Origin of the sequence: Achromobacter denitrificans NBRC 15125, assembly GCF_001571365.1 — a bacterium.
Lineage (GTDB): Bacteria > Pseudomonadota > Gammaproteobacteria > Burkholderiales > Burkholderiaceae_B > Achromobacter > Achromobacter denitrificans.
In genome coordinates, this window is record NZ_BCTQ01000013.1 from 1 (window position 1) to 19,692 (window position 19,692).

General features: G+C 64.6%; 19 protein-coding genes. 4 read left to right on the forward strand and 15 right to left on the reverse strand.

Annotation, left to right across the window (positions count from 1 at the left end; all coding sequences use genetic code 11):
• Window positions 1-172: 172 nt before the first annotated feature.
• Genes ADE01S_RS12695 through ADE01S_RS12710 form a run of 4 tightly spaced genes read left to right on the forward strand, consistent with a single transcriptional unit; the run spans window position 173 to window position 4,715 of the window.
• Window positions 173-1,186 (forward strand): ABC transporter substrate-binding protein, encoded by a 1,014-nt coding sequence (locus tag ADE01S_RS12695; RefSeq protein ID WP_062682060.1) that lies wholly within the window; start codon window positions 173-175, stop codon window positions 1,184-1,186.
• A 9-nt stretch (window positions 1,187-1,195) separates the two neighbouring features.
• Window positions 1,196-2,692 (forward strand): aldehyde dehydrogenase family protein, encoded by a 1,497-nt coding sequence (locus tag ADE01S_RS12700; RefSeq protein WP_062682061.1) that lies wholly within the window; start codon window positions 1,196-1,198, stop codon window positions 2,690-2,692.
• Window positions 2,689-4,302: a GMC family oxidoreductase gene (locus ADE01S_RS12705; RefSeq protein WP_062682062.1), complete on the forward strand. Its 1,614-nt coding sequence runs from the start codon at window positions 2,689-2,691 to the stop codon at window positions 4,300-4,302. Before ADE01S_RS12700 ends, ADE01S_RS12705 begins: the two co-directional genes overlap by 4 nt.
• On the forward strand, window positions 4,299-4,715 hold the full coding sequence (locus ADE01S_RS12710) for a hypothetical protein (RefSeq protein WP_062682063.1): 417 nt from the start codon (window positions 4,299-4,301) through the stop codon (window positions 4,713-4,715). Before ADE01S_RS12705 ends, ADE01S_RS12710 begins: the two co-directional genes overlap by 4 nt.
• 56 nt (window positions 4,716-4,771) lie before the next feature.
• Here the strand turns inward: ADE01S_RS12710 and ADE01S_RS12715 are convergent, their stop codons facing one another.
• The 15 genes from ADE01S_RS12715 to ADE01S_RS12785 form a co-directional block, all read right to left on the reverse strand.
• Window positions 4,772-5,170, reverse strand: a complete 399-nt coding sequence (locus ADE01S_RS12715; RefSeq protein WP_131828730.1) for a biotin/lipoyl attachment domain-containing protein — start codon at window positions 5,168-5,170, stop codon at window positions 4,772-4,774.
• Complete coding sequence (gene accC, locus ADE01S_RS12720) at window positions 5,167-6,534, reverse strand: acetyl-CoA carboxylase biotin carboxylase subunit (protein WP_062682065.1); 1,368 nt, start codon at window positions 6,532-6,534, stop codon at window positions 5,167-5,169. Before accC ends, ADE01S_RS12715 begins: the two co-directional genes overlap by 4 nt.
• Complete coding sequence (locus ADE01S_RS12725) at window positions 6,534-6,968, reverse strand: acetyl-CoA carboxylase biotin carboxyl carrier protein (protein WP_062682066.1); 435 nt, start codon at window positions 6,966-6,968, stop codon at window positions 6,534-6,536. Before ADE01S_RS12725 ends, accC begins: the two co-directional genes overlap by 1 nt.
• 11 nt (window positions 6,969-6,979) lie before the next feature.
• Window positions 6,980-7,771 carry a LamB/YcsF family protein gene (locus ADE01S_RS12730; protein ID WP_306303201.1) on the reverse strand — a complete coding sequence of 264 codons (792 nt, stop codon included), beginning with the start codon at window positions 7,769-7,771 and terminating at the stop codon, window positions 6,980-6,982.
• Window positions 7,755-8,738 (reverse strand): 5-oxoprolinase subunit C family protein, encoded by a 984-nt coding sequence (locus tag ADE01S_RS12735; protein WP_075873323.1) that lies wholly within the window; start codon window positions 8,736-8,738, stop codon window positions 7,755-7,757. Before ADE01S_RS12735 ends, ADE01S_RS12730 begins: the two co-directional genes overlap by 17 nt.
• Window positions 8,735-9,418, reverse strand: coding sequence for a 5-oxoprolinase subunit PxpB (gene pxpB / locus ADE01S_RS12740; protein ID WP_062682069.1), 684 nt, complete (start codon window positions 9,416-9,418; stop codon window positions 8,735-8,737). Before pxpB ends, ADE01S_RS12735 begins: the two co-directional genes overlap by 4 nt.
• A 5-nt stretch (window positions 9,419-9,423) precedes the next feature.
• Window positions 9,424-10,140 (reverse strand): GntR family transcriptional regulator, encoded by a 717-nt coding sequence (locus ADE01S_RS12745; RefSeq protein ID WP_165695627.1) that lies wholly within the window; start codon window positions 10,138-10,140, stop codon window positions 9,424-9,426.
• 51 nt (window positions 10,141-10,191) lie between these two features.
• Window positions 10,192-10,914 carry an ABC transporter ATP-binding protein gene (locus ADE01S_RS12750; protein WP_062682071.1) on the reverse strand — a complete coding sequence of 241 codons (723 nt, stop codon included), beginning with the start codon at window positions 10,912-10,914 and terminating at the stop codon, window positions 10,192-10,194.
• Between the two features lie 42 nt (window positions 10,915-10,956).
• Window positions 10,957-11,718 carry an ABC transporter ATP-binding protein gene (locus ADE01S_RS12755; protein WP_062682072.1) on the reverse strand — a complete coding sequence of 254 codons (762 nt, stop codon included), beginning with the start codon at window positions 11,716-11,718 and terminating at the stop codon, window positions 10,957-10,959.
• The gene (locus tag ADE01S_RS12760; protein ID WP_062682073.1) at window positions 11,715-12,605 is read right to left on the reverse strand and encodes a branched-chain amino acid ABC transporter permease; all 891 of its coding nucleotides are present in this window, start codon (window positions 12,603-12,605) and stop codon (window positions 11,715-11,717) included. Before ADE01S_RS12760 ends, ADE01S_RS12755 begins: the two co-directional genes overlap by 4 nt.
• Window positions 12,598-13,491, reverse strand: coding sequence for a branched-chain amino acid ABC transporter permease (locus ADE01S_RS12765; RefSeq protein WP_062682074.1), 894 nt, complete (start codon window positions 13,489-13,491; stop codon window positions 12,598-12,600). The genes ADE01S_RS12760 and ADE01S_RS12765 overlap by 8 nt, the downstream gene beginning before the upstream one ends.
• 93 nt (window positions 13,492-13,584) lie before the next feature.
• Window positions 13,585-14,694, reverse strand: a complete 1,110-nt coding sequence (locus ADE01S_RS12770; protein WP_062682075.1) for an ABC transporter substrate-binding protein — start codon at window positions 14,692-14,694, stop codon at window positions 13,585-13,587.
• A gap of 89 nt (window positions 14,695-14,783) precedes the next feature.
• On the reverse strand, window positions 14,784-15,554 hold the full coding sequence (locus tag ADE01S_RS12775) for an SDR family NAD(P)-dependent oxidoreductase (RefSeq protein WP_062682076.1): 771 nt from the start codon (window positions 15,552-15,554) through the stop codon (window positions 14,784-14,786).
• Window positions 15,555-15,575: 21 nt separating this feature from the next.
• On the reverse strand, window positions 15,576-16,778 hold the full coding sequence (locus ADE01S_RS12780; protein WP_062682077.1) for an aminotransferase-like domain-containing protein: 1,203 nt from the start codon (window positions 16,776-16,778) through the stop codon (window positions 15,576-15,578).
• 104 nt (window positions 16,779-16,882) lie between these two features.
• The gene (locus ADE01S_RS12785) at window positions 16,883-19,498 is read right to left on the reverse strand and encodes a 2-oxoglutarate dehydrogenase E1 component (RefSeq protein WP_075873321.1); all 2,616 of its coding nucleotides are present in this window, start codon (window positions 19,496-19,498) and stop codon (window positions 16,883-16,885) included.
• Between the last annotated feature and the right edge of the window lie 194 nt (window positions 19,499-19,692).

Genomic DNA, 19,692 nt, shown 5'->3' on the forward strand with positions numbered 1-19,692 from the left:
CTGGGCTACATGATCCAGTTCGCATCGAGCCAGATGGAAAACGGCGCTGGTGTTTTGCCGCGCTGGTCCAGATCTCGGTGCTCGGCGTCTTCTTCTACTACCTCATCGAATTGATAGAAAACAGGTTTCTTGGCTGGGCAACTCACTAATCCGAACCAATAAGGGGAAAAACATGAGATCGAGTTGGAGATTCAGCGCGCTCTTCGGAGTGCTGGCATTATTCGGCGCCGCCGCGCATGCCGCCGATGACGTGACCGTGCAACTGGACTGGGTCGTGCGCGGCAATCACGCGCCCTTCTTCGTTGCCAAGGAAAAGGGCTATTTCAACGACCAGGGCATCAACGTCACGGCGATCCGCAAGGGCACCGGATCGACCGACGCCCTGCGGCTGGTGGCCAACGGCAACGCGGACTTCGGCTTTGCCGATCTGCCGACCTTGATGGTCGGGCGATCCCAGGGCGTGGCGAACTCGGCGCTGCTGGCGGTAAACCAGAAGACCCCGCTGGCGATCATTTCGCTGAAGAAGCACTTCGACCTGAAAAACGCGGCGCAGCTGAAAGACGCCAACATCGGCGTGCATCCCAGCGGCTCGACCTACATCTTCCTGAAGGCCGCGCTGGCCAAGAACGGCCTGTCGCTGGCGAACATCAAACAATCGACCGTTTCTCCGCCCTACGAAAACCTGCTGTTGCTGAACCGCGTGAACGTGGTTCCGGGCTACATCGACGCCGAGGTTCCCGAGCTTGAGCACAAGGCCGGGGGACCGGGTTCCCTGTCGATCCTCCACGGCGAGGACCTGGGCATCCAGAGCTACGGCTCGGGCGTCTTCACATCGGACAAGAACATTGCCCAGCGCGCGGACCTCGTCCAGCGGTTCGTGGCGGCCTATTCCAAGGCCTTCGCCGACGTGGTCCAGAACCCGGAAGCGGCCGCGGACACCCTGATCAAGAGCAACCCGGAGTACAAGGGCAAGAAGGAAATGCTGGTGGCGCAATTGCGCGCCGACCTGGATTTCACCTTCTTCAGCGACCAGACCAAGACGCACGGCATCGGCTGGATCGACCCGGCCCTGTGGCGCTCTTCGGCGGCGATCTTCAAGGAGCAAGGCGCGCTGGCGGGTTCCTTCGACGATACCCAGGGATTCGACACGCGCTTCCTGGAAAAAGCGCAACCTCTGAAGCGGTGAGACGACATCATGGCCGGAAGAACACATAAGACCGCCTCGGGCGATCTCCAACTGCCCGCCAACAACGGCGTCTTCTACGACGGCGGCTGGCATGCCCCCTTAAGCGACCGCTGGACCGACGTGGTGGCGCCGGGAACGGGCGAACGGCTGATGCGCGTGGCGGACGCAGGCGCGGAGGACGTGGCGCGCGCCGCCAGCGCCGCGCGCGCCGGCGCCCGGGCATGGCGCCGGACGGCGCCGCTGGCGCGGGCCGCGACGCTGCGCAAGATGGCCCAGCGCCTGCGGGAAAACGCAAGGGAACTGGCGCTTCTGGATGCGCTGGACTGCGGCAACCCGGTGTCCGAGATGGGCTCCGACGTCATGGTCGCCGCCGCGCTGCTGGAGTTCTTCGCCGGCCTCGTGACGGAACTCAAGGGCGACACCATACCCATGGGGCACGCCGCGCTCGATTACACCGAACGAGAGCCGGTGGGCGTGGTGGCGCGCATCGTCGCCTACAACCATCCGCTGCTGTTCGCCATGGGCAAGCTGGCCGCCCCGCTGGCGGCGGGCAACGCGGTAATCATCAAGCCGCCGGTACAGGCGCCGCTCTCGGCTCTGCGCTGCGCGGAGCTGATCGGAGATCTGTTGCCGCCCGGTGTCTTTTCGCTCGTCCCGGGCGGCGCCGACGCGGGGGCCGCGCTTGCCGCGAGCCCGGATGTCGACATGGTCGGGCTGGTGGGCAGCATCCCCACCGGCCGCCGCGTCATGCAGGCCGCGGCGGCGCGGCTCAAGCCGGTGGCCCTGGAACTGGGCGGCAAGAATCCGTTCATCGCATGCCCGGATGTCGACGCCGCGCTGGTTGCCAGCGCGATCGTGGACGGCATGAACTTCACCTGGTGCGGGCAATCCTGCGGATCCACCAGCCGCGCCTTCGTCCATCGCTCCATCTACGACACGGTCTGCGCCAAGGTGGCCCAGGCCTGCGCCGCGTTCGTGCCCGGAGACCCCACCGATCCCGCCACCACCATGGGCGCGATGATCAGCCGCGAACACCGCGACCGGGTCAAGCAGGCCATCGATGCCGGCGTGGCGGAAGGCGCCCGCCTGATCGCCGGCGGCCGGATTCCCCAGGCCGGCGTTCCCGCCGGGGGCTTCTACCTGGAGCCCACCGTCTTTGCGGACGTATCCCCCACGTCGACCCTGGCCACCGAGGAGTTCTTCGGTCCGGTGCTGGCGATCATCCCCTGGGACGACGAAGAAGAGATGCTCTCGGCGGTGCATGCCCTGGACGTCGGCCTGACCGCCGCGATCTGGACGGCGGACCTCGCGCGCGCCCACCGCCTGGCCCGTGAAATCGATGCCGGGTTCGTCTGGGTCAACGAAGTCGGCAAGCATTTTCTCGGCGCTCCCTATGGCGGGGTCAAGCAATCCGGCATCGGCCGCGACGAGTGCATCGGCGAGATGATCTCCTTCACCCGAGAAAAAAATGTCCACATCAACTTCAGGCCGGTGAGCGCAACATGAAGCGGGAATACGACTACATCATCGTCGGCGCCGGCTCCGCCGGCTGCGTCCTGGCCAATCGCCTGAGCAAGGATTCCGCGGTCTCGGTGCTGGTCATCGAAGCGGGCCCCTGGGACCGCGATCCGCTCATCCACATCCCGTTGGGATGGGGCAAGATTCTCCAGCAACGCCTGCACGACTGGGGCTACGATGCCGAACCCGCCCCGCACGCCGACGGGCGGGCCATCGAATGCGCGCGCGGCAAGGTCGTCGGCGGCAGCTCGTCGACGAACGCCATGGCGTTCGTGCGCGGTCATCCCGCGGACTACGCGCGCTGGGCGCAGCACTACGGCCTGCCGGAGTGGAGCTTCGACGAGGTCTTGCCCTATTTCCGCCGCCTGGAAGATTGGGAAGGCGGGCACACCGGCGACCGGGGCGAGGGCGGCCCCCTGCGGGTGCAGCGCTGCCGCTACCAGGATCCCCTGCTCGACGCGTTTTCCACGGCCGCCCGCCAGGCCGGCCATCCCTGGCTCGACGATTACAACGCCTCGCCGGCGGGCGGCTTTTCGCGCCTGCAGATGTCGATCCGGCGCGGGCGGCGGTGCAGCGCCGCCACGGCCTATCTACGCCCGGCGCTCCGACGCCCCAACCTGACGGTGCTGACGCAGGCGCACGTGCTCGGCCTGGACTTCGACGGCGACCGCGCGATCGGCCTGCGCTATGCCAAACAGGGCCGCATCACCGCGGTCAGGGCCCGCCACGAGGTGATTCTGGCGGCCGGGGCCATCAACACGCCGGCCATCCTGATGCATTCGGGCATCGGCCCGAGGCAAACGCTGGACGACGCCGGCCTAGCCCTCAGGCTGGACCGCGCCGGCGTGGGCGAGAACCTGCAGGACCACATCTCCGTCATCGTCACCGCGCGCCGCCGCGAGCCGGGACCTTTCGTGCGCGGCATGCGTCTGGACCGCATCGGCGTCTCCATGGCGCGCGCCTATCTCGGCGGCGAAGGCTTCGCCGGCGACGTGCCGGGCGGCATCGTGGGGTTCGTGCAGCCGGAAGGCCTGGACACTCCCGATCTGCAGTTTCTCCTGACCGCGGCCCCCTTCAACGCCCATCCTTGGCTGAAGCCGCTGCGCAAGCCCTTTGCCGACGGCTTCGCCGTCCGGACCGTGCTGCTGCATCCGCGCAGCCGCGGAAAAATCACGGTTACCGGCAAGGATCCGTTGGCGGCGCCCCGCATCGACCAGAACTTCCTTGCCTGCGACGAAGACCGGGCCAGGGTGCGCGATTCCGTGCGCATCGCGCGCGCCCTGCTGGATCAGCCCGCGCTTGGCGACTACGTCGCCAATGAGCTGGCGCCCGGCGGCGGCGTCACCGACGACGACGCGATCGACGCCTTCGTCCGCAAGACCGCCATCACGGTCCACCATCCCGGCGGCACGTGCCGGATGGGGCGCCACGACGATCCGATGGCCGTGGTCGATGGCCGGATGCGCTGCATCGGCGTTCCCGGCTTGCGCGTCGTCGATGCCTCGGTCATGCCGGACCTGACCTCGGGCAACATCAACGCGCCCGTGCTCATGCTCGCGGAACGGGCATCCGACTGGATACTTGAGGAAGCCCGATGATGCGACTCTCGCTGCAGCGCCATCGCTGCGTCAGCCTGCTGCCACTGGCGCACATGGCCCATCAACGGCTCAACGACTTCTTTTCCGTGGAGTACTGCGACCGCGCAGACGAGCTCCCCGCCGACACGGCGGCCGTGATCATCGGCGGCGATACCCTGTCGTCGCTGCGAACGGGGCTGCCAGCGCGGATCCAGTCGGTGACCGTAGTGGGCAGCGACTCGGTGCCGCCGCAATTCGTGGAGCAGATGAAGGCCAGGCGCGTCCTGGTGACCTGGCCCCAGGTCGCCGGCGCCGAGGACGAGCAAGAGGCCATGGAAATCTGCCACGACGTCATGGCGGCATTCGGATTCGGCCGGATGGGCTCGCGACCGCGCAACGTGGTCAACGACGTGCTGCTTTGCGATTGCTGCTGATTTCTCGACCGTCGTGCGCGGACGAAAAGGATGCTGCTGACGCGCTTGCGGTTCGGTTACTCCAGGCGAAACAACGCCTGGCCATATCCCACCAGTTCACCGTCGCCCACCAAGATCTCCGCCACGGTGCCGGCATCAGCGCTGTAGAGAGCCCGCAGCCCCTCGCCCACCTGCAGAAATCCGACGACATCAGCCTGCGCGACCTGGCTGCCCAGGCTGATTGCTTCGGCGGCCCGATCCAGGAAAGGATGACGACTTCGATAGATCCCCATTCCATCCGATACCAGCGTCCGGCCGCGCGGCGCCAAGGGCGCCTGCGCAGTATCAGAGGAAGCGACCTCGCCCCCCAGCCTCAGGAGCAACCGCTCGCCGCCCGGTTGACGGACCTCGCAGGCGTCGATTCCGCTGGCCCGCAAGCCCAGGATCAAGGTCTCGACCTCTTCGATTTGCATCACGACGCCCCACCTTGTTTCAATTCGCCGGCGGCCAACAGCCGCTCCAGGCAATGGATATCAGTACCACCGGCCTGGAAGGCCTCGTGTGCCAGCAATGCCGAGAACAGCGGAGCATTGGTATGCAGCCCATCCGCGGACAGTTCCGACAGGACCACGCGCATGCGCGCGATGGCCTGCTCACGGCTCGCGCCATGCACTATCAGCTTGGCGATCAGAGAGTCGTAGTGGGCGGGAACCTCATAGCCCGGGTAGAGATGCGAATCCACCCGCACGCCCGGCCCGCCTGGCGCGACCCAGGTCTCGACCCGACCCGGCATCGGCACGAAATTCCAAGGATCCTCGGCATTGATGCGGCACTCGATCGCATGGCCGACTTGCCGTACATCCTTCTGCCCGAAGCCTAGCCCTTGGCCCATTGCCACCCTGATTTGCTGCTCCACGAGATCCACCCCCGTCAGCATCTCGGTCACGGGATGCTCCACCTGGATTCGAGTGTTCATCTCCATGAAATAGAAGGCTTCCTTCTCGTAGAGAAACTCGAACGTCCCGACGCCCTGATAACCGATGTCGATGCAGGCTCTCGCGCACATTTCCCCAAGCTCGACGATACGCGGGCGAGCAATGCCGACCGCCGGCGCCTCCTCGAGCAGTTTCTGGTTGCGCCGCTGGATGGAACAGTCGCGTTCGCCCAACCATACCGCCTGGCCATGCGCATCGGCGAGGACCTGGATTTCGATATGCCTGGGATGCTCCAGGAACTTCTCTAGGTAGATATCTTCTTTGCCAAAGAAGCGTCCAGCCTCTTCGCGAGTCAGCTGAGCGGCCTGCCCGAGTTCGCCGGGCGCCCGCACTACCCGCATGCCTCGGCCGCCGCCGCCCGCAGCCGCCTTGAGGATGAGCGGATAACCAATGGCCTGCGCGATACGCTCCAGCTCGGCCGGATCTTGAGGCAGGGCCTGATCAAAGCCGGGCACGCAGGGAATGCCGGATTTCATCATCGCCGCCTTAGCCGATATCTTGTCGCCCATCAAAGCCATCACCTCGGGAGACGGGCCGATGAAATGCAGCCCGGCCTCCCGTACCGCGGCCGCGAAGCCGGCGTTTTCCGAGAGAAAGCCGTATCCCGGATGGATGGCCTGCGCCCCCGTCAGACGAGCCGCCGTAAGCAGGCGGTCGATGTCCAGATAACTGTCCCTGGAGGTCGCGGGCCCGATGCACAGAGCCTGATCTGCCAGAGCCACATGGCGCAGGCCGGAATCCGCCTCCGAATGAACCGCGACTGTCCGCAAGCCCAACGCCTTGCAGGCCCGCAATATACGCAAGGCGATCTCGCCGCGATTGGCGATCAATACGGAACCGAACATCAGCCGCGCTCCTCAGGCACGATATCCATCAAGAGCGTGGTCGGCTGCACCGCCTGCCCATCCTCGACGTGGATCCCAGCGATCACGCCCGCTGCCGGGGCCTCCACCGGCAATAGCATTTTCATCGCCTCCATCAGGCCCAGGGTCTGGCCCTCCTGCACCACGTCGCCCAGACTGACGAAGGGAGGTTCGCCCGGGGCCGGACGCCGATGAAAGATTCCGCCCATGCCCGCCGGCACCGCGACAGCGGCCCCGGGCACCATCGCCGGCATGGACGCCGGCACAGACGCCGGCGTGGCCGCCGGGAGCGCCGCCCCTGCCGACAGACCGCGGCTCAGGCGCACGCTGGCGCCCTGCGGGCTGACATACTCAAGCTCGTTGACGGACAGGCGTGACATCAGCGCTGCCAGTTCTTGGACATCGTCCAGACGCATCCCGGGACTCCTCAAACAAAACCGCGAACGGCGATGCCTTCGCGCTCGAATCGTTGGCGCAGCGCAAACGCCATGGCCACCGCGGCGGGCGAATCGCCGTGCACGCAGAGCGAGTCGACAGGCGTGGGGATAGCCGCGCCGTCCGGCGTCTCTATGGCCCCCTCGCGCACCATGCGCAAAGCCCGCTCGACAACGGCCTCGATATCGCTCAACACCGCGCCGGCAAGATTGCGCGGCATCAGGCTGCCATCGGCCATATAGGCGCGGTCCGCGAATACTTCGGCCCGCGTCTCCAGGCCGGCTTCGCGGGCGCACCGCTCCTGATACGTGCAGGCTGGTGCCAGATACACCAGCCGGTCATCCACGGCACGCACCGCGCGGCAGATGGCTTGCGCAATCTGCGCGTCGGCGATAGCCATATTGCTGAGCGCGCCATGCGGCTTCACATACCGGATAGGATGGCCGGCATAGGCGGACAGGGCCTGGGCCGCGCCGATCTGGTAGGCCACCAGCCGTTCTATCTCGCCCGTGCTGAAAGGCAGCTTGCGCCGGCCGAATCCCCAGAGGTCCGGAAACCCCGGATGCGCGCCCACGGCCACGCCACGATCGCGCGCCAGGGCGAAAGTGCGGGCCATGATTTCCGGGTCGCCCGCATGGAATCCGCAGGCCACATTAGCCGAACTGACGATGTCCAGCATGGCCGCATCGTCGCCGATCACATAGTCTCCGTAGCCTTCGCCTATGTCCGAATTCAGATCTACCGCTACCATCGCCCCCCTCCTGGTTCTATTTATTTGAGCCATGAACGCCGCGTTCGCGTTCGATATTCCGCCGCAGAGCCTGCAAGCCCTGCTCCTGGACGTCCTGGGCGGCAATCGCCTCCCGATTCGAGACTGGCGCGAAGCGCAATCTGTCGCCCGGCCGCAACTGACCCAGCTTCCAGAGATCGCAGGCGATGACCACCGCCAGCTTGGGATAGCCGCCGCAGGTGTTGGCGTCGGCCAGTTGCACTATTGGCTGTCCTTCGCCGGGCAGCTGGATCACGCCTGGAACGATGCCGTGCGAGAGCAGTTCCGGCATCTGCGTGAAGGTCAAGGCCTCGCCTTCCAGCCGGTAGCCGATACGATTGGCATTGGCAGTGATGGCCCAGGACTGCTCGAAGAAGCGCCGCTGCGAGTCCGCATCCAGGCACTCGAACTCGCTGGCCACCATGACCCTCAGGCGGACGTCCCCTACCGCCAGGCTGCGATAGAACTGCCCGGCCATTTCGGGCGCCACACCAAAGGCTCGCCTGTCGTCCAGGATCTGCGCACGGTGCGGCAGCGTGGCGCCGCGCGCCAGCCCGGCGCCGTTCAGCCCACCGAAGCCGCTTTTCATATCGGTCGCCCGCGCGCCCAGCACCTCGGGCAAAGGCAAGCCGCCTGCCACGCAGAGATAGGCCCGCGCGCCCACATCGGGCGCGGCGATGGTCAAGGTTTGACCGGGTCGAGCCAGCGCCGTCCACCAAGGCGGCACGATGACGCCATCCAGTCTGGCCATACCCAACGCCCCGGTCAGGGCGTAACCGCAGGCGGCATGAAAGCGCAGGCGCAAGGGAAACTGCGCGATCTCGATCGCGGCCTCGCTTCCCTCCCCTTCCACTAGCCAGTTGCCCACGCGCAGGGCAAGGGGATCCATTGCCCCCGCCCGCCCCACGCCCAGGTGCATACGCCCGGCACGCCCCAGATCCTGTACCGAACTGAGACGGCTATCGCTCAAGAGCTCTATCACGTGCGCACCCCGGCTACGGTGAAACGGACGCTGTCCCCGGCGCGCAGCAGGCAAGGCGCTTGCGCCGCCGCATCGAACACCCTCGTGGCGGTATGGCCCAGGATATGCCAGCCGGTCGGCGCGCTGATGGGCATAATGCTGGCCTGTTGGCCTCCAATGATGACCGCGCCCTGCTCCACCCGCGTTCTGGGCACGGCGCGTCTGGGCCGTTGCAAGGCCGGGTCCAGCCCCGACAGATACGCAAAACCCGGCATCCCTCCCACACAGGCCACGCGGTAGGCGGCCTGGCTGTGGTGCTGCACAACGTCATCGATGGCCATGCCCGACTGCGCGGCGATTTCATGGAGATCGCCGCCCGGCGTGCCGTCGTAGTCCACGGCAATCTCGAAAGTCCTGCCAGGCAGCTCCTGTGGCGACAAGGCCTGCCATGTGTCGAGCAGATACCGCTGCAGGCTTTCGGCACAATGCGGCGTGCAAGGCCGGAACACCACCATCAGATTGTTCATGCCGGGCACGATGTCCTCCAGCAGCCTGGCTTCGCGCTCCTGCTCCAGGTGTTGCGCCAAGGCCCAGACGCGGGCCTGGCCCGCTGCGCTATATCCGCCCGCACCCGCATCCAGCAAAAGGGCGCACTCGCCCAGGGCGCTGATCCGTGGCGCCCCGCATTGCTCGCTCGTCATGATGTCTATTCCCTGGCCTTTGCCTCGTCCCGCATAAGCGGCGCATTGCTGGAAACCACGGACACCCAGCCTCGAATGTGCTGACTGATCAATTCGGCCGCGCCGGCCCTTTCGCCGCGCGAGAGCAGATCAACCAATTCGAAATGCTCGTCCACGGAGCGCCGCTGCTGCACACGGCCGACTTCCGATTCCAATCCGTAGATACGCATGTTGTCGCGCAAATACATGATCATTTCGGTCAGGTAGCGGCTGCCGGCCAGGGAGATCAGTTCGTAATGGAAGGTCCTGTCATTGGTGACATAACCCTGCACATCTCCCTGGCGCGCGGCGTCGGCGATGGCCTGGGCCAAGCCGCGCAAGCGCGTCCCGTCGCCGAATCGCTCCAACTGGATACTGGACACCGCCAGCGCCTCCAGGTGCACGCGCATCCGCGCCAGGTCGTTGAGGTCATCGGCGGATACCGGTAAAACACGGAAGCCCCGGTTTTTCATGGGTTCCAGCAGGCCATTGCGCACCAGTTCGAGCAGTGCCTCACGCACCGGCGTGGTGGACACGCCCAGCGCCTTGGCCAACGCGGGCACCGAGAGCACCATACCCGGTCCGGCCTTTCCGGACACGATCTCCAGGCGTATACGCTGCACGACCGTCGTGCGCAGATTCGCATCCGGGCGCTCCGGCAGCGTGCCTCCTACCAAGTGCAGAATTCCATTATCAAGATGCACTATCGCTGTACTCCCCATAGACGTAAACGCAAGCCTGCCAACATTCTAAAGTCAATCAGACGCCCTTCCGCCCAGGTACAACTCTCGCATTCTCTCGTCTTCCAGCAGCCGTGCGGCGTCGCCCGTCAAGGCTACCGTCCCCATGGAAAGCACATAAGCGCGATCGGAAATATGCAGGGCCTCGACCGCATTCTGCTCGACCATCAGAATAGTCACCCCCTCCAGTTCCCGAATGCGCTGGATGGCTTCGAACACCTCGTTCAGCATCTTCGGCGACAGACCAGCCGAAGGCTCATCGAGCAGGAGCAGACGCGGATCGGGCATCAACGCGCGCGCCAAGGCCAGGATCTGACGTTCGCCGCCCGACAGCGAGGCCGCCGGCGCGTGCAGCTTCCTGCCCAGAACGGGATAGCGCTCGCACAGGCCCTCCAGGCGCTGGCGGCAGACCGCCTTGGGCAGGTAATACCCCCCTACGAGCAGGTTGTCCTGCACAGACAGGGCATTGAAGACATTTTCGGTCTGGGGCACATAACCCAGCCCCCGGGACCTGACCTTGTCGCGGACATGCATGCGCGTGACATCCTCCCCGCCTATCCTGATGCTGCCCGTATGCGGGATCAGGAAACCCGCGATGGTCTTGAGTAACGTGGACTTGCCGCAACCATTCGGCCCCAGCAAGGTGACGATCTCGGCTAGGCCGACCTGCAGCGACATGCCGCACAGAATGTCGATTTCGCGGGTGTAGCCCGCCATGACCGACTCGACTTCCACCATTGTTTGATCAGATTTCATGATTCCGCCCTGTTTCCTCGCCCTTCAGGCGCGCTTCTTGCCCAGATAGGCTTCCAGCACATGCTCGTTCTGGGCCAGGGCGTCCGGACGGCAACTGGCCACGATGTGTCCTCGATCGAGGACGATGCAGCGGCTGCACAGCTCACGGATGAAATGCATGTCGTGTTCCACGACGACCAGGGTCATGCCTTGCCGGTTCAAACCCAGCAAGGCCTCGACGATGCCATTGCGCAAATTGGGATGAACGCCCGCCGTGGGTTCATCCAGCATCAAAATCTCCGGATCCGCCATGAGTGCGCAAACAATACTCAGCAGTTTTTTCTGGCCGCCGGAAATCGCCGCCGCGGGCTGATCGCGCACCGGCCCCAGCAGGAATTGCTGTAACAGCCTGTCCGCCTTGAGCCTGGCCGCGTACTCGGTCGCGCGCGCCGCCGGCGTACCAAGCACAGTGGCCCAAAAACCATGATGCGCCGTCTCGGCCGCCATCGCGACCTCGATCACAGACATCATGCGCGGCATGGATGGCAGCTGGAACGTGCGCGCCATGCCTCTGCCCACGATCTGGTACGAATGCAGGCCGCCGATCTCCCTGTCCTTATAGCGGATGCTGCCCGCATCCGGGCGCTCGAACCCCGTGATCGTGTTCAGCAAGGTGCTCTTGCCCGAGCCATTCGGCCCCAACAAACCCACCACCTCGCCGGTCTCGACGGTAAACGCAATATCTGTCAGCACCCGGTTGCCGCCAAAGGCCTTGGCGAGGGATTGGACTTCCAACAAGCCGCTCATGAGGGGATCTTCCTGACTTTTTCGGGGACCAGGCCTTGGCTGCGCCACAGCAGGCAGGCCAGCAGAAGCACGCCTATCAGGCCCAGGCGAAGAGCCGCCGTCATGTCCGAATTGAAACTGAAAACATCCTTGAAAAAGGGCACCGCGGTGTAGACGCCCTGCACCAGCAACACGCCCACGACCACGCCTGCCGTATTGCCCATGCCGCCTATCATCAACATGGTCCATAGGAGGAAGGTCTCGGCGGCAAGCAGATAGTCGGGGCCGACGAAGCTCATGTACTGGGCATAGAGGCTGCCGCCCACGGCCGTGACCGCACCGGCCGCCATCAGGGCGCGCGACTTCAGCGCAGTGAGGTTGTAGCCCACGCAGCCGGCAAGCTTGGGTTCTTCGCGCATCAGGCGTAGCGCGCGGCCCAGGCGACCATCGCCCAGGCGTTGGCAAACCCAGGCACAAGCCGCGAAGAGCAGAATCACCAACAACAGGAAGGACAGGCTGTTATAGGGCCTGGGCAGGCCGCCAAACGGCACCGGCAGCGCGCTGATGCCCTGCGCCCCGCCCGTCAGCCATCCCTCGTTGTTGGCGATGGTGCGCATGATCTCGGCAATCGCCAAGGTGACGATGGCCCAGTAATCGGCCGCCAGCTGGCGGCCCAGCCGAGAGATACACCAGCCCAACACAACGGCCAGGCCGACACCCACGGCCAACCCCAACGGGGCGCCCAAGCCGGCGTGGATCGAAATGCCAGTGGCATAGGCCCCCAGCCCCGCGAAGGCAATATGGCCGAAATTCATCAAACCGGCATAGCCCGCCTGCAGATGCAGGCCCAGCGCCATCATGCCGTAGATGGCCGCTATCGTGAGCGCATGAACCAGAAACTCAAACACGGCGCACCTCCTTGTCAAACAGACCGTAGGGCCTGAACAGCAGGGCGAGCAGCAAGATAAGGAAGGATGTCGCGCCCAGGTAGGGCAAGGGGATGAAGGCCATGTCCTCGCCAACCATCCAGCCGAAATTCACATTGGTGACCACGGTCTCGATTAGCGCGATGAAGGCCGCGCCCAGCACCGCGCCCAGCGGATTGCCCAGGCCGCCCAGAATCGCCGCGGCAAACACCGGCATCAGCAGATCATTGCCCATATTGCTGTAGGCGCCCGATGACATCCCCAGCAGACAGCCGCCCAGCCCAGCCAGCACTCCGCTGGCGAAGGCGACCAGAAGAACCGTGCGCGAGGCATGCAACCCGCTGGCGTCCGCCAGCACAGCGTTGGATGAGAGCGCCCGCATGGATCGTCCCAGACGTGTACGAGTCCAGAAGAGCCAGAACATCAGGATCACACACAGGGTCGTGACGATCTTGTATCCCTGCGCTTGCGACAGGAACACACCGGCAATCGTGAACGACTGCCCCGATGCGGACTGAGGCACGAGGGGAAAAGAGCCCGCCACGCCCAGGATGACGGCGCTGATGATCATGGCGATGGCCAGCGAACCTATCATGGTGATGGCCGGTCCCGCCCGCAAGAGGCGGCTGAAAACCAGCTTGTGCACCAGGGCCGCGAACACCCCCATGCATAGGCTGCTCAGTATCAGGGCCGCCACCGAAGCCAGCCCGGCACGAATGAAGAAGAACATCAGATAAGCGCCCAGCATGGCGTATTGCACATGGGCCACATTGGGAAACTTGACCAGGCCGTACACCAGGCTCAGGCCCAGCGCGATCAGGGAGAACTCCGAGATGCGCAACAAGATTTCTATCAAGAACTGGATCATGAATTCACTCAACAAGACTCACTCATGCTTAGACCTGACCCCGGTGGCGGGGCAGGCTGCCTGCAATGCCACGCAGGCAGCCAACAACCGGGATTAGCGGGCAACGACCTTACCGTCTTCGTACTTCAGCCTGGCATAGGGTGGCTCGACGCGCTGGCCTTTGTCATCGAACCGGATTTCACCGGTGACGCCCGTATAGCCTTGCTTTCCAAGGGCGACCAGGGCCTTGCGGATATCCTCGGGATTGGTACTGGCGGCGCTGTCCATCGCCCGGGCGGCGATACGTATGCCGTCATAGGCGTAGCCCGAGAACGAGGATCGGACCGGACCCTTGTACTTGTTCTGGAAGGCAGCGGCGTAGTCCTGTCCAACCTGGCCCTGGAACGAACCCAGCTCCATCCCGATCTGGCCCTGGGCGATGTCGGGAGGGGTATCACTGATGGCGTTGCTCAACAGAATGGCGTACCAGGGCTTGCTGCGTAACCCCAGGTCGCGCGCCTCGCGGTTGATGATCGCCGCCTCCTGGCCGTAGGCCGTGTAAACATAGCCATCGGGCTTGCGGCGATCCAGCTGTTGCAGCTCGCGCCGGTAGGAAGGCTGCCCCGCCGTGTACAGCACCTCGCCTATCACCTCGCCTCCCAGCCGGGCAAACTCGGTGCGGAATGCATGCGCCGTCCCTTGCCCATGCGCATTGTTGGGTGCAATGATGGCGACCTTGCGCAGGCCCACCGCATAGGAGTCCTTGGCCGCGAATTCGCCGCCCCGATCTTCAAGACCGACCAGATTGAAGGACGATGCCCCCAATTCGCGCACCTTCACACTGGTGCTCGCGATGTTGATATGCACCGTATTCTCGCCCACGACGTATTGGGCCATGGGCAGCGTAATCCCCGAGGAATACTCACCCAGCACGACCGGCACCTTGTCGACCGAGATCAGTTTGCGGGCTGCGCCCAGCCCGGTCGTGGGATTTCCCGCCGAATCCTCAATGATGGCCTCGAAGCGCTGGCCCTTGATGCCGCCGGCCTTGTTGATGTCTTCCACGGCCAGTTCCACTGCTCGCCGCACATCCTCACCTATGGTTGCGCTGGGTCCGCTCAAAGGCAGGATCACGCCGACGCGGACCTGGGCCATTGCCGTGGTCAACATGCCAACGGCCAGGAGGCAGCCCCCTGCCAGGGATGCTCGAATACGAGTTTTCATGCCAAATGCTCCTTCTAGTACATCCAGAAATGTAGTTACGGAAACCATCAGGCTTGATCGCCCCCTGGTCACAAAGCCCTGCCTGCTACTCAAACGTCGTCGACCGGCACCGTGTAGTTCAAGCCCAACCGGCCGCCGTCTGCATAGATCGTCTGCCCGGTGATATACGAGGCATCCGAACTCGCCAGGAACACGGCGATGCCGGCCACTTCTTCCGGTTCGCCCGTGCGACGCAGCGGCGTGCGCGACATCACGCTGCGCCGCGTGGCCTCGTCGCGCATGATCACTTCCCTGGCCAGATCGGTCAGGATGGTGCCCGGCCCGATGGCCGCCACGCGTATGCCGTGTTCGGCGAGCGACAACGCCATCACGTTGGTCAATTGCGTAGACCCGGCCTTGGACACCGCATAAGGGGTCATGGTGGGAATCGCCAGCCGCGCGTTGACCGAAGACATATTGATGATCACGCCCTTGGTGCCGGCCGCGACCATCGCCCGCGCGGCCGCCTGGCCGCACAGGAACTGCGACTTCAGATTGGTTTCCAGGACGTGGTCGAACACCGACTCCTCCAGTTCCAGGAAGCTGGCCGGCGAATTCACGATGCCGGCGTTGGAAACCATAATGTCCAGGCCGCCCAAGGTATTCACGCCCTTGTCGACCAGCTCCCGGACCTGCGCCGACTTTCTCACGTCGGTCACCTGCCAGGGCATTCCCAGGCGTCCCGCCTCGGTGGCGAGCAGGTCGGCATTGATATCCGACAGCAGCACCGCCGCGCCTTCGGCGACATAGCGTTGTGCAATGGCCAGACCTATGCCCTGCGCAGCGCCGGTCACAATGGCTTTCTTACCTTTCAAACGCATCTTTCTCTCCTCTGGAAAAAACTATTCGTCCAACAACTGGCGGTAGGCGGCATGCAGGCGCTCTGCGCCCTCAGCCAACTCCTGCCGACGAGGGCTGGCAAATGACAGACGGAACTCCGGCGTCGGCCCGGGTTCGGCATAGAAGGCCTTGCCCGGCACGAACAGCACCCGGCTCTCGATCGCACGCTCAAGCAACTGCGCGGAATCCACCCCCTCGCAACGAGCCCAGAGGAACATGCCGCCCTCCGGACGCTCCAGGCTGATCCGCCCGCCAAAACTGGCATGCAGGGCATCGGCCAGCGCATTGCATTTGTGGCGATAAGAGTCGATCACCTTGGGGAAATGCCGCGCCATATCGCCCGAGCTCAGATAGGCGGCGGCCACCGCCTGCGTCAGCGACGAGCAACACAGATCACTGGTCTGCTTGGCGATCACGCAGCGCTTGATGATGTCCTGGTGGGCGATCATCCAGCCCACGCGCAGGCCACCGGCGATGACTTTCGACAAGCTGGAGAAATGCACCACCCAGTCACGCGCCCCCGGGATATCGGCCGCCAAAGACAACATCGAAGGCAAGGCCTGGCCGCCGAAACGCAGTTCGCTATAGGGGTCGTCCTCCAGGATGAGGAAGCGGTACTCCACGGCGAGCTGCAGCAGCTCGCGCCGCCGCTGCACCGGCAGGGTGCGCCCCGACGGATTGCTGAACGTCGGCACGGTGTAAAGCGCCTTGATAGGCTGGCGGCCGTGGTGCTCTGCCAGCCAGGCACGCAAACGCACCGTATCGATGCCGTCCTCATCCGTGTCTACGCCCACGATGCGCGCCTGATGCATCCGCAGCGCCTGGAGGGTTGCCGGATAGGCGGGCTGCTCCACCAGACAGATATCGCCGGCCTGCATCAGCACCCGCAGCACCAGGTCAAACCCTTGTTGCGAGCCCGTGGTCACGAGCAGGCTGGCCGGATCGACCTCGGCGGCGCGCTCGGCCATCAGCGCAAGCAAGACCTCACGCAAGGCCGGCAGCCCTTCAGTGGCCGTGTATTGCAGGCAGCGCCGTGGGTCTTCATAGGCTTTTTCGAAGGCCCGCTGCACGCCCTCCACGTCGAATAGCTCGCCATCCGGATAACCGGCGGCAAATGAAATCATGCCGGGCAAGCCGACGTATTTGTGCAGTTCGCGGATGGGAGATCCGGCAGGTGCAAGATAGGCGGGCACAAAGTCATGCATGGCGGTACGTCTCGTTTCTGGATGGTTCAGTTCATTATGAAGAGCGCATGGGCTGGGCAGAAGCGACAACTTCGCATGAAGTGATGCCGTTTCCGAATCCCAGCCTAAGGCTGGAATGCCTGGGCCACGACGGCCGCCTGATCGGCGGCATGCCGGCCATGAAAACTCCCCGCGGGCGAGGCGCTGGCCGGCCGACCGCAGTAGACAAAGGCCGGCGTCGGGTTGCCGCAACGCGCGGCCAGCCGCTCCAGGCGCCGGTCATACCAAAGCCACGCCCCCATGTTTTCCGGTTCTTCCTGGACCCAGAACAGCTGGGCACCGGGATGCGCCTGCAGGAGATCGGCCAGCGCCTCCTCCGGGTAGGGGTAGAGCTGCTCCAACCTGGCGATGAGCACATCGTCCTCGCCCTGGGCGGCGCGATAGTCCTCCAATTCGTAGGCGATCTTTCCCGAACACAGCAGAATGCGGCGCGCGCCATGCGCCGGCCCGGACACCAGCAAGGGGGAAAACCCCTGTCCCGGCAGGAAATCATCCAGAGGCGATACCGCCGCTGGCAGGCGCAGCAGGGTCTTGGGCGAGATCACGATCAGGGGTTTTCGGTTCGTCGCCAACGCCTGGAACCTGAGCGCGTGGAAATAATTGGCCGGTGTGGATGGATTGATCAGGCGGACATTGCCATCGGCGCAGAGCTGCAGATAGCGCTCGATGCGAGCCGACGAGTGCTCCGGCCCCTGGCCCTCCAGGCCATGCGGCAGCAACATGGTCAGCCCCGAGCGTTGCGACCACTTTTCTTCGCCGCTGCTGATGAACTGATCGATCACGATCTGGGCGCCGTTGGCAAAGTCGCCGAACTGCGCCTCCCAGATATTCAGGCCCTGCCGTCCGGAAAGGCTGTAGCCATACTCAAATCCCAAGGCCGCGTACTCGGACAGAGGGCTATTGATCACCTCGAAGACCGCCCCCTCCTTGGCCAACGCCTGTAAGGACACATACCGGCGGCCGTCCTCCACATCCACCAGATGGAAGTGCCGGTGCGAGAATGCGCCGCGCACGACGTCCTGTCCCGCCAGGCGCACGGGCAGCCCCACTTCGAGCAAAGAGCCAAACGCCAGCGCCTCGGCCGTGGCCCAGGCGATACCAGGCTCGATCAGCGCACGCGCCTGGATCTGCCTCAGCAGACGCTCGCCAATACTGAAGCCCGCCGGGATGTCCGCCAACTGCCGCAGACACTCCAGCAAGGCCTCGCATGGCACCCCCGTGTCAATTGGCGCATCCGCCGGCACCACCTGCTGCGCCTGTGGGGCCAGTTGTGCGGCCGCGCCTGCATACGCCTGCTCCAGGCGGTGGCGATATTCCGCGATGAATCCAGCCTCCCACTCCTCGTCCAGCTGGCAGGCCTGCAGCAGCCGCGCTCGCAAACGGTCGCGCAAAGGCTGGCGAGCGTCGACGTGTCGATACAACTGCGGCTGGCTGAAGCGTGGCTCGTCGAACTCGTTATGGCCGTTGCGGCGATAGGCCACAAGGTCGATGACCGCGTCCTGCCCATGCGCCTGGCGATAGCCCACCGCCATATCGGCCGCCTGCAAGGCCGCATCCATGTCCTCGCCGTTGACATGCAGGATCAGGCTCTGCACCGCCTTCCAGGCATCGGTGCAATAGCGCGAGGCCCGGCCTTCGTGCGGTTCGGTGGTAAATCCAATCTGGTTGTTGACCACCACGTGGATCACGCCGCCGGTGGTATAGCCCTGCACTCCCGAGAGCTGAAGGGTTTCCGCCACGACGCCCTGCCCGATCACGGCGGCATCGGTATGCAGAATGATGGTCAGCACCCGGGCGCGATCGCGCTCGGCGCGATGATCCTGTACCCAACGCGCCAGGCCCAGCGTCACCGGGTCCACCGCCTCCAGATGGGAGGGATTGGGCAGCAGGCTTACGCGCAGCCGCTTGCCCTCATACTCCAGTTCCCCGACATGCCCCAGGTGATATGGCACGTCGGCCGCCAACGCCTGTTGCGTCTCAAAGGGATGCCCTCCCTTGAACTCGGCGAAGATCCGGGCCATGGATTTTCCCAGCACATTGGCCATCAGGTTCAAACGCCCGCGGTGCATGGTGCCGATCACGACCTCACCCACCCCCGCCCGCGCGGCCTGGGCCAGCAGCCTGTCCAGCACCACGGGAACCGCCTCGGCGCCTTCCTGCCCGAACTTTTTCTTGCCCGGGAATTTCTTCATCAGGAAGCGCTCGAATTCATCGGATTCCACCACGCGCTGATAGGCGCTGCGCAGAGCCTCCGCAGCGGGCGCGGATCGCGGACCTTCGCAGCGCTCATACACCCATTTGAGCAAGGAGAAATCGCACAAATGCGCAGTCTCGACCGCCAGCCCGCCCTGATAGGCCGAGCGTAGCGCGGCAAGGTCGCCGCCCAAGCCTGCCACATCGGCCACGTACTCGGCCAGCAAGACCGGATCCTGGGGCCGCGCCAGCTCCAGCGGATCCAGCCCAGCCTGCAAATGTCCAAAGCGGCGTATCAGCTCCGCCTGCAACAGGCCTTGGCCGCCCGCATCCTCGGCCTGGCAGACGTCGTCCAGAAAACGAAATACGTAGCGCCAGGCCGGATCCACCGACAGGGCGTCGTCGCGATACTGCTCATGCATGGCCTCCAGAAAAGTCGCTGAAGCCATGCTCAAAGGAGAAGAAAACCGCTCGTGCGGATCCGACATAGTCCGTTTACCTTCCTGTAGCGTCGCGCCTGGAATCAGCGCCTGTCATCAAGTTGCACGCAGTCTATTCAGACAAAAAAGCGCGCACCAATGAAATGTCCGCATGACCTGATGCGTAAACGGAAAATGGCCGGCAACAAGGCCGTGCGTCATGCGCGCACGGCATCACCTAATGAGGGAATTTCACGCTCGGG

Bases quoted from the DNA above. Each gene is read 5' to 3' on its own strand.
- ADE01S_RS12695 (WP_062682060.1), top strand. From the start codon at position 173: ATGAGATCGAGTTGGAGATTCAGCGCGCTCTTCGGAGTGCTGGCATTA.
- ADE01S_RS12700 (WP_062682061.1), top strand. From the start codon at position 1,196: ATGGCCGGAAGAACACATAAGACCGCCTCGGGCGATCTCCAACTGCCC.
- ADE01S_RS12705 (WP_062682062.1), top strand. From the start codon at position 2,689: ATGAAGCGGGAATACGACTACATCATCGTCGGCGCCGGCTCCGCCGGC.
- ADE01S_RS12710 (WP_062682063.1), top strand. From the start codon at position 4,299: ATGATGCGACTCTCGCTGCAGCGCCATCGCTGCGTCAGCCTGCTGCCA.
- accC (WP_062682065.1), bottom strand. From the start codon at position 6,534: ATGTTCGGTTCCGTATTGATCGCCAATCGCGGCGAGATCGCCTTGCGT.
- ADE01S_RS12725 (WP_062682066.1), bottom strand. From the start codon at position 6,968: ATGCGTCTGGACGATGTCCAAGAACTGGCAGCGCTGATGTCACGCCTG.
- ADE01S_RS12730 (WP_306303201.1), bottom strand. From the start codon at position 7,771: ATGGCTCAAATAAATAGAACCAGGAGGGGGGCGATGGTAGCGGTAGAT.
- pxpB (WP_062682069.1), bottom strand. From the start codon at position 9,418: ATGACGAGCGAGCAATGCGGGGCGCCACGGATCAGCGCCCTGGGCGAG.
- ADE01S_RS12750 (WP_062682071.1), bottom strand. From the start codon at position 10,914: ATGGTGGAAGTCGAGTCGGTCATGGCGGGCTACACCCGCGAAATCGAC.
- ADE01S_RS12755 (WP_062682072.1), bottom strand. From the start codon at position 11,718: ATGAGCGGCTTGTTGGAAGTCCAATCCCTCGCCAAGGCCTTTGGCGGC.
- ADE01S_RS12765 (WP_062682074.1), bottom strand. From the start codon at position 13,491: ATGATCCAGTTCTTGATAGAAATCTTGTTGCGCATCTCGGAGTTCTCC.
- ADE01S_RS12770 (WP_062682075.1), bottom strand. From the start codon at position 14,694: ATGAAAACTCGTATTCGAGCATCCCTGGCAGGGGGCTGCCTCCTGGCC.
- ADE01S_RS12775 (WP_062682076.1), bottom strand. From the start codon at position 15,554: ATGCGTTTGAAAGGTAAGAAAGCCATTGTGACCGGCGCTGCGCAGGGC.
- ADE01S_RS12780 (WP_062682077.1), bottom strand. From the start codon at position 16,778: ATGCATGACTTTGTGCCCGCCTATCTTGCACCTGCCGGATCTCCCATC.
- ADE01S_RS12785 (WP_075873321.1), bottom strand. From the start codon at position 19,498: ATGTCGGATCCGCACGAGCGGTTTTCTTCTCCTTTGAGCATGGCTTCA.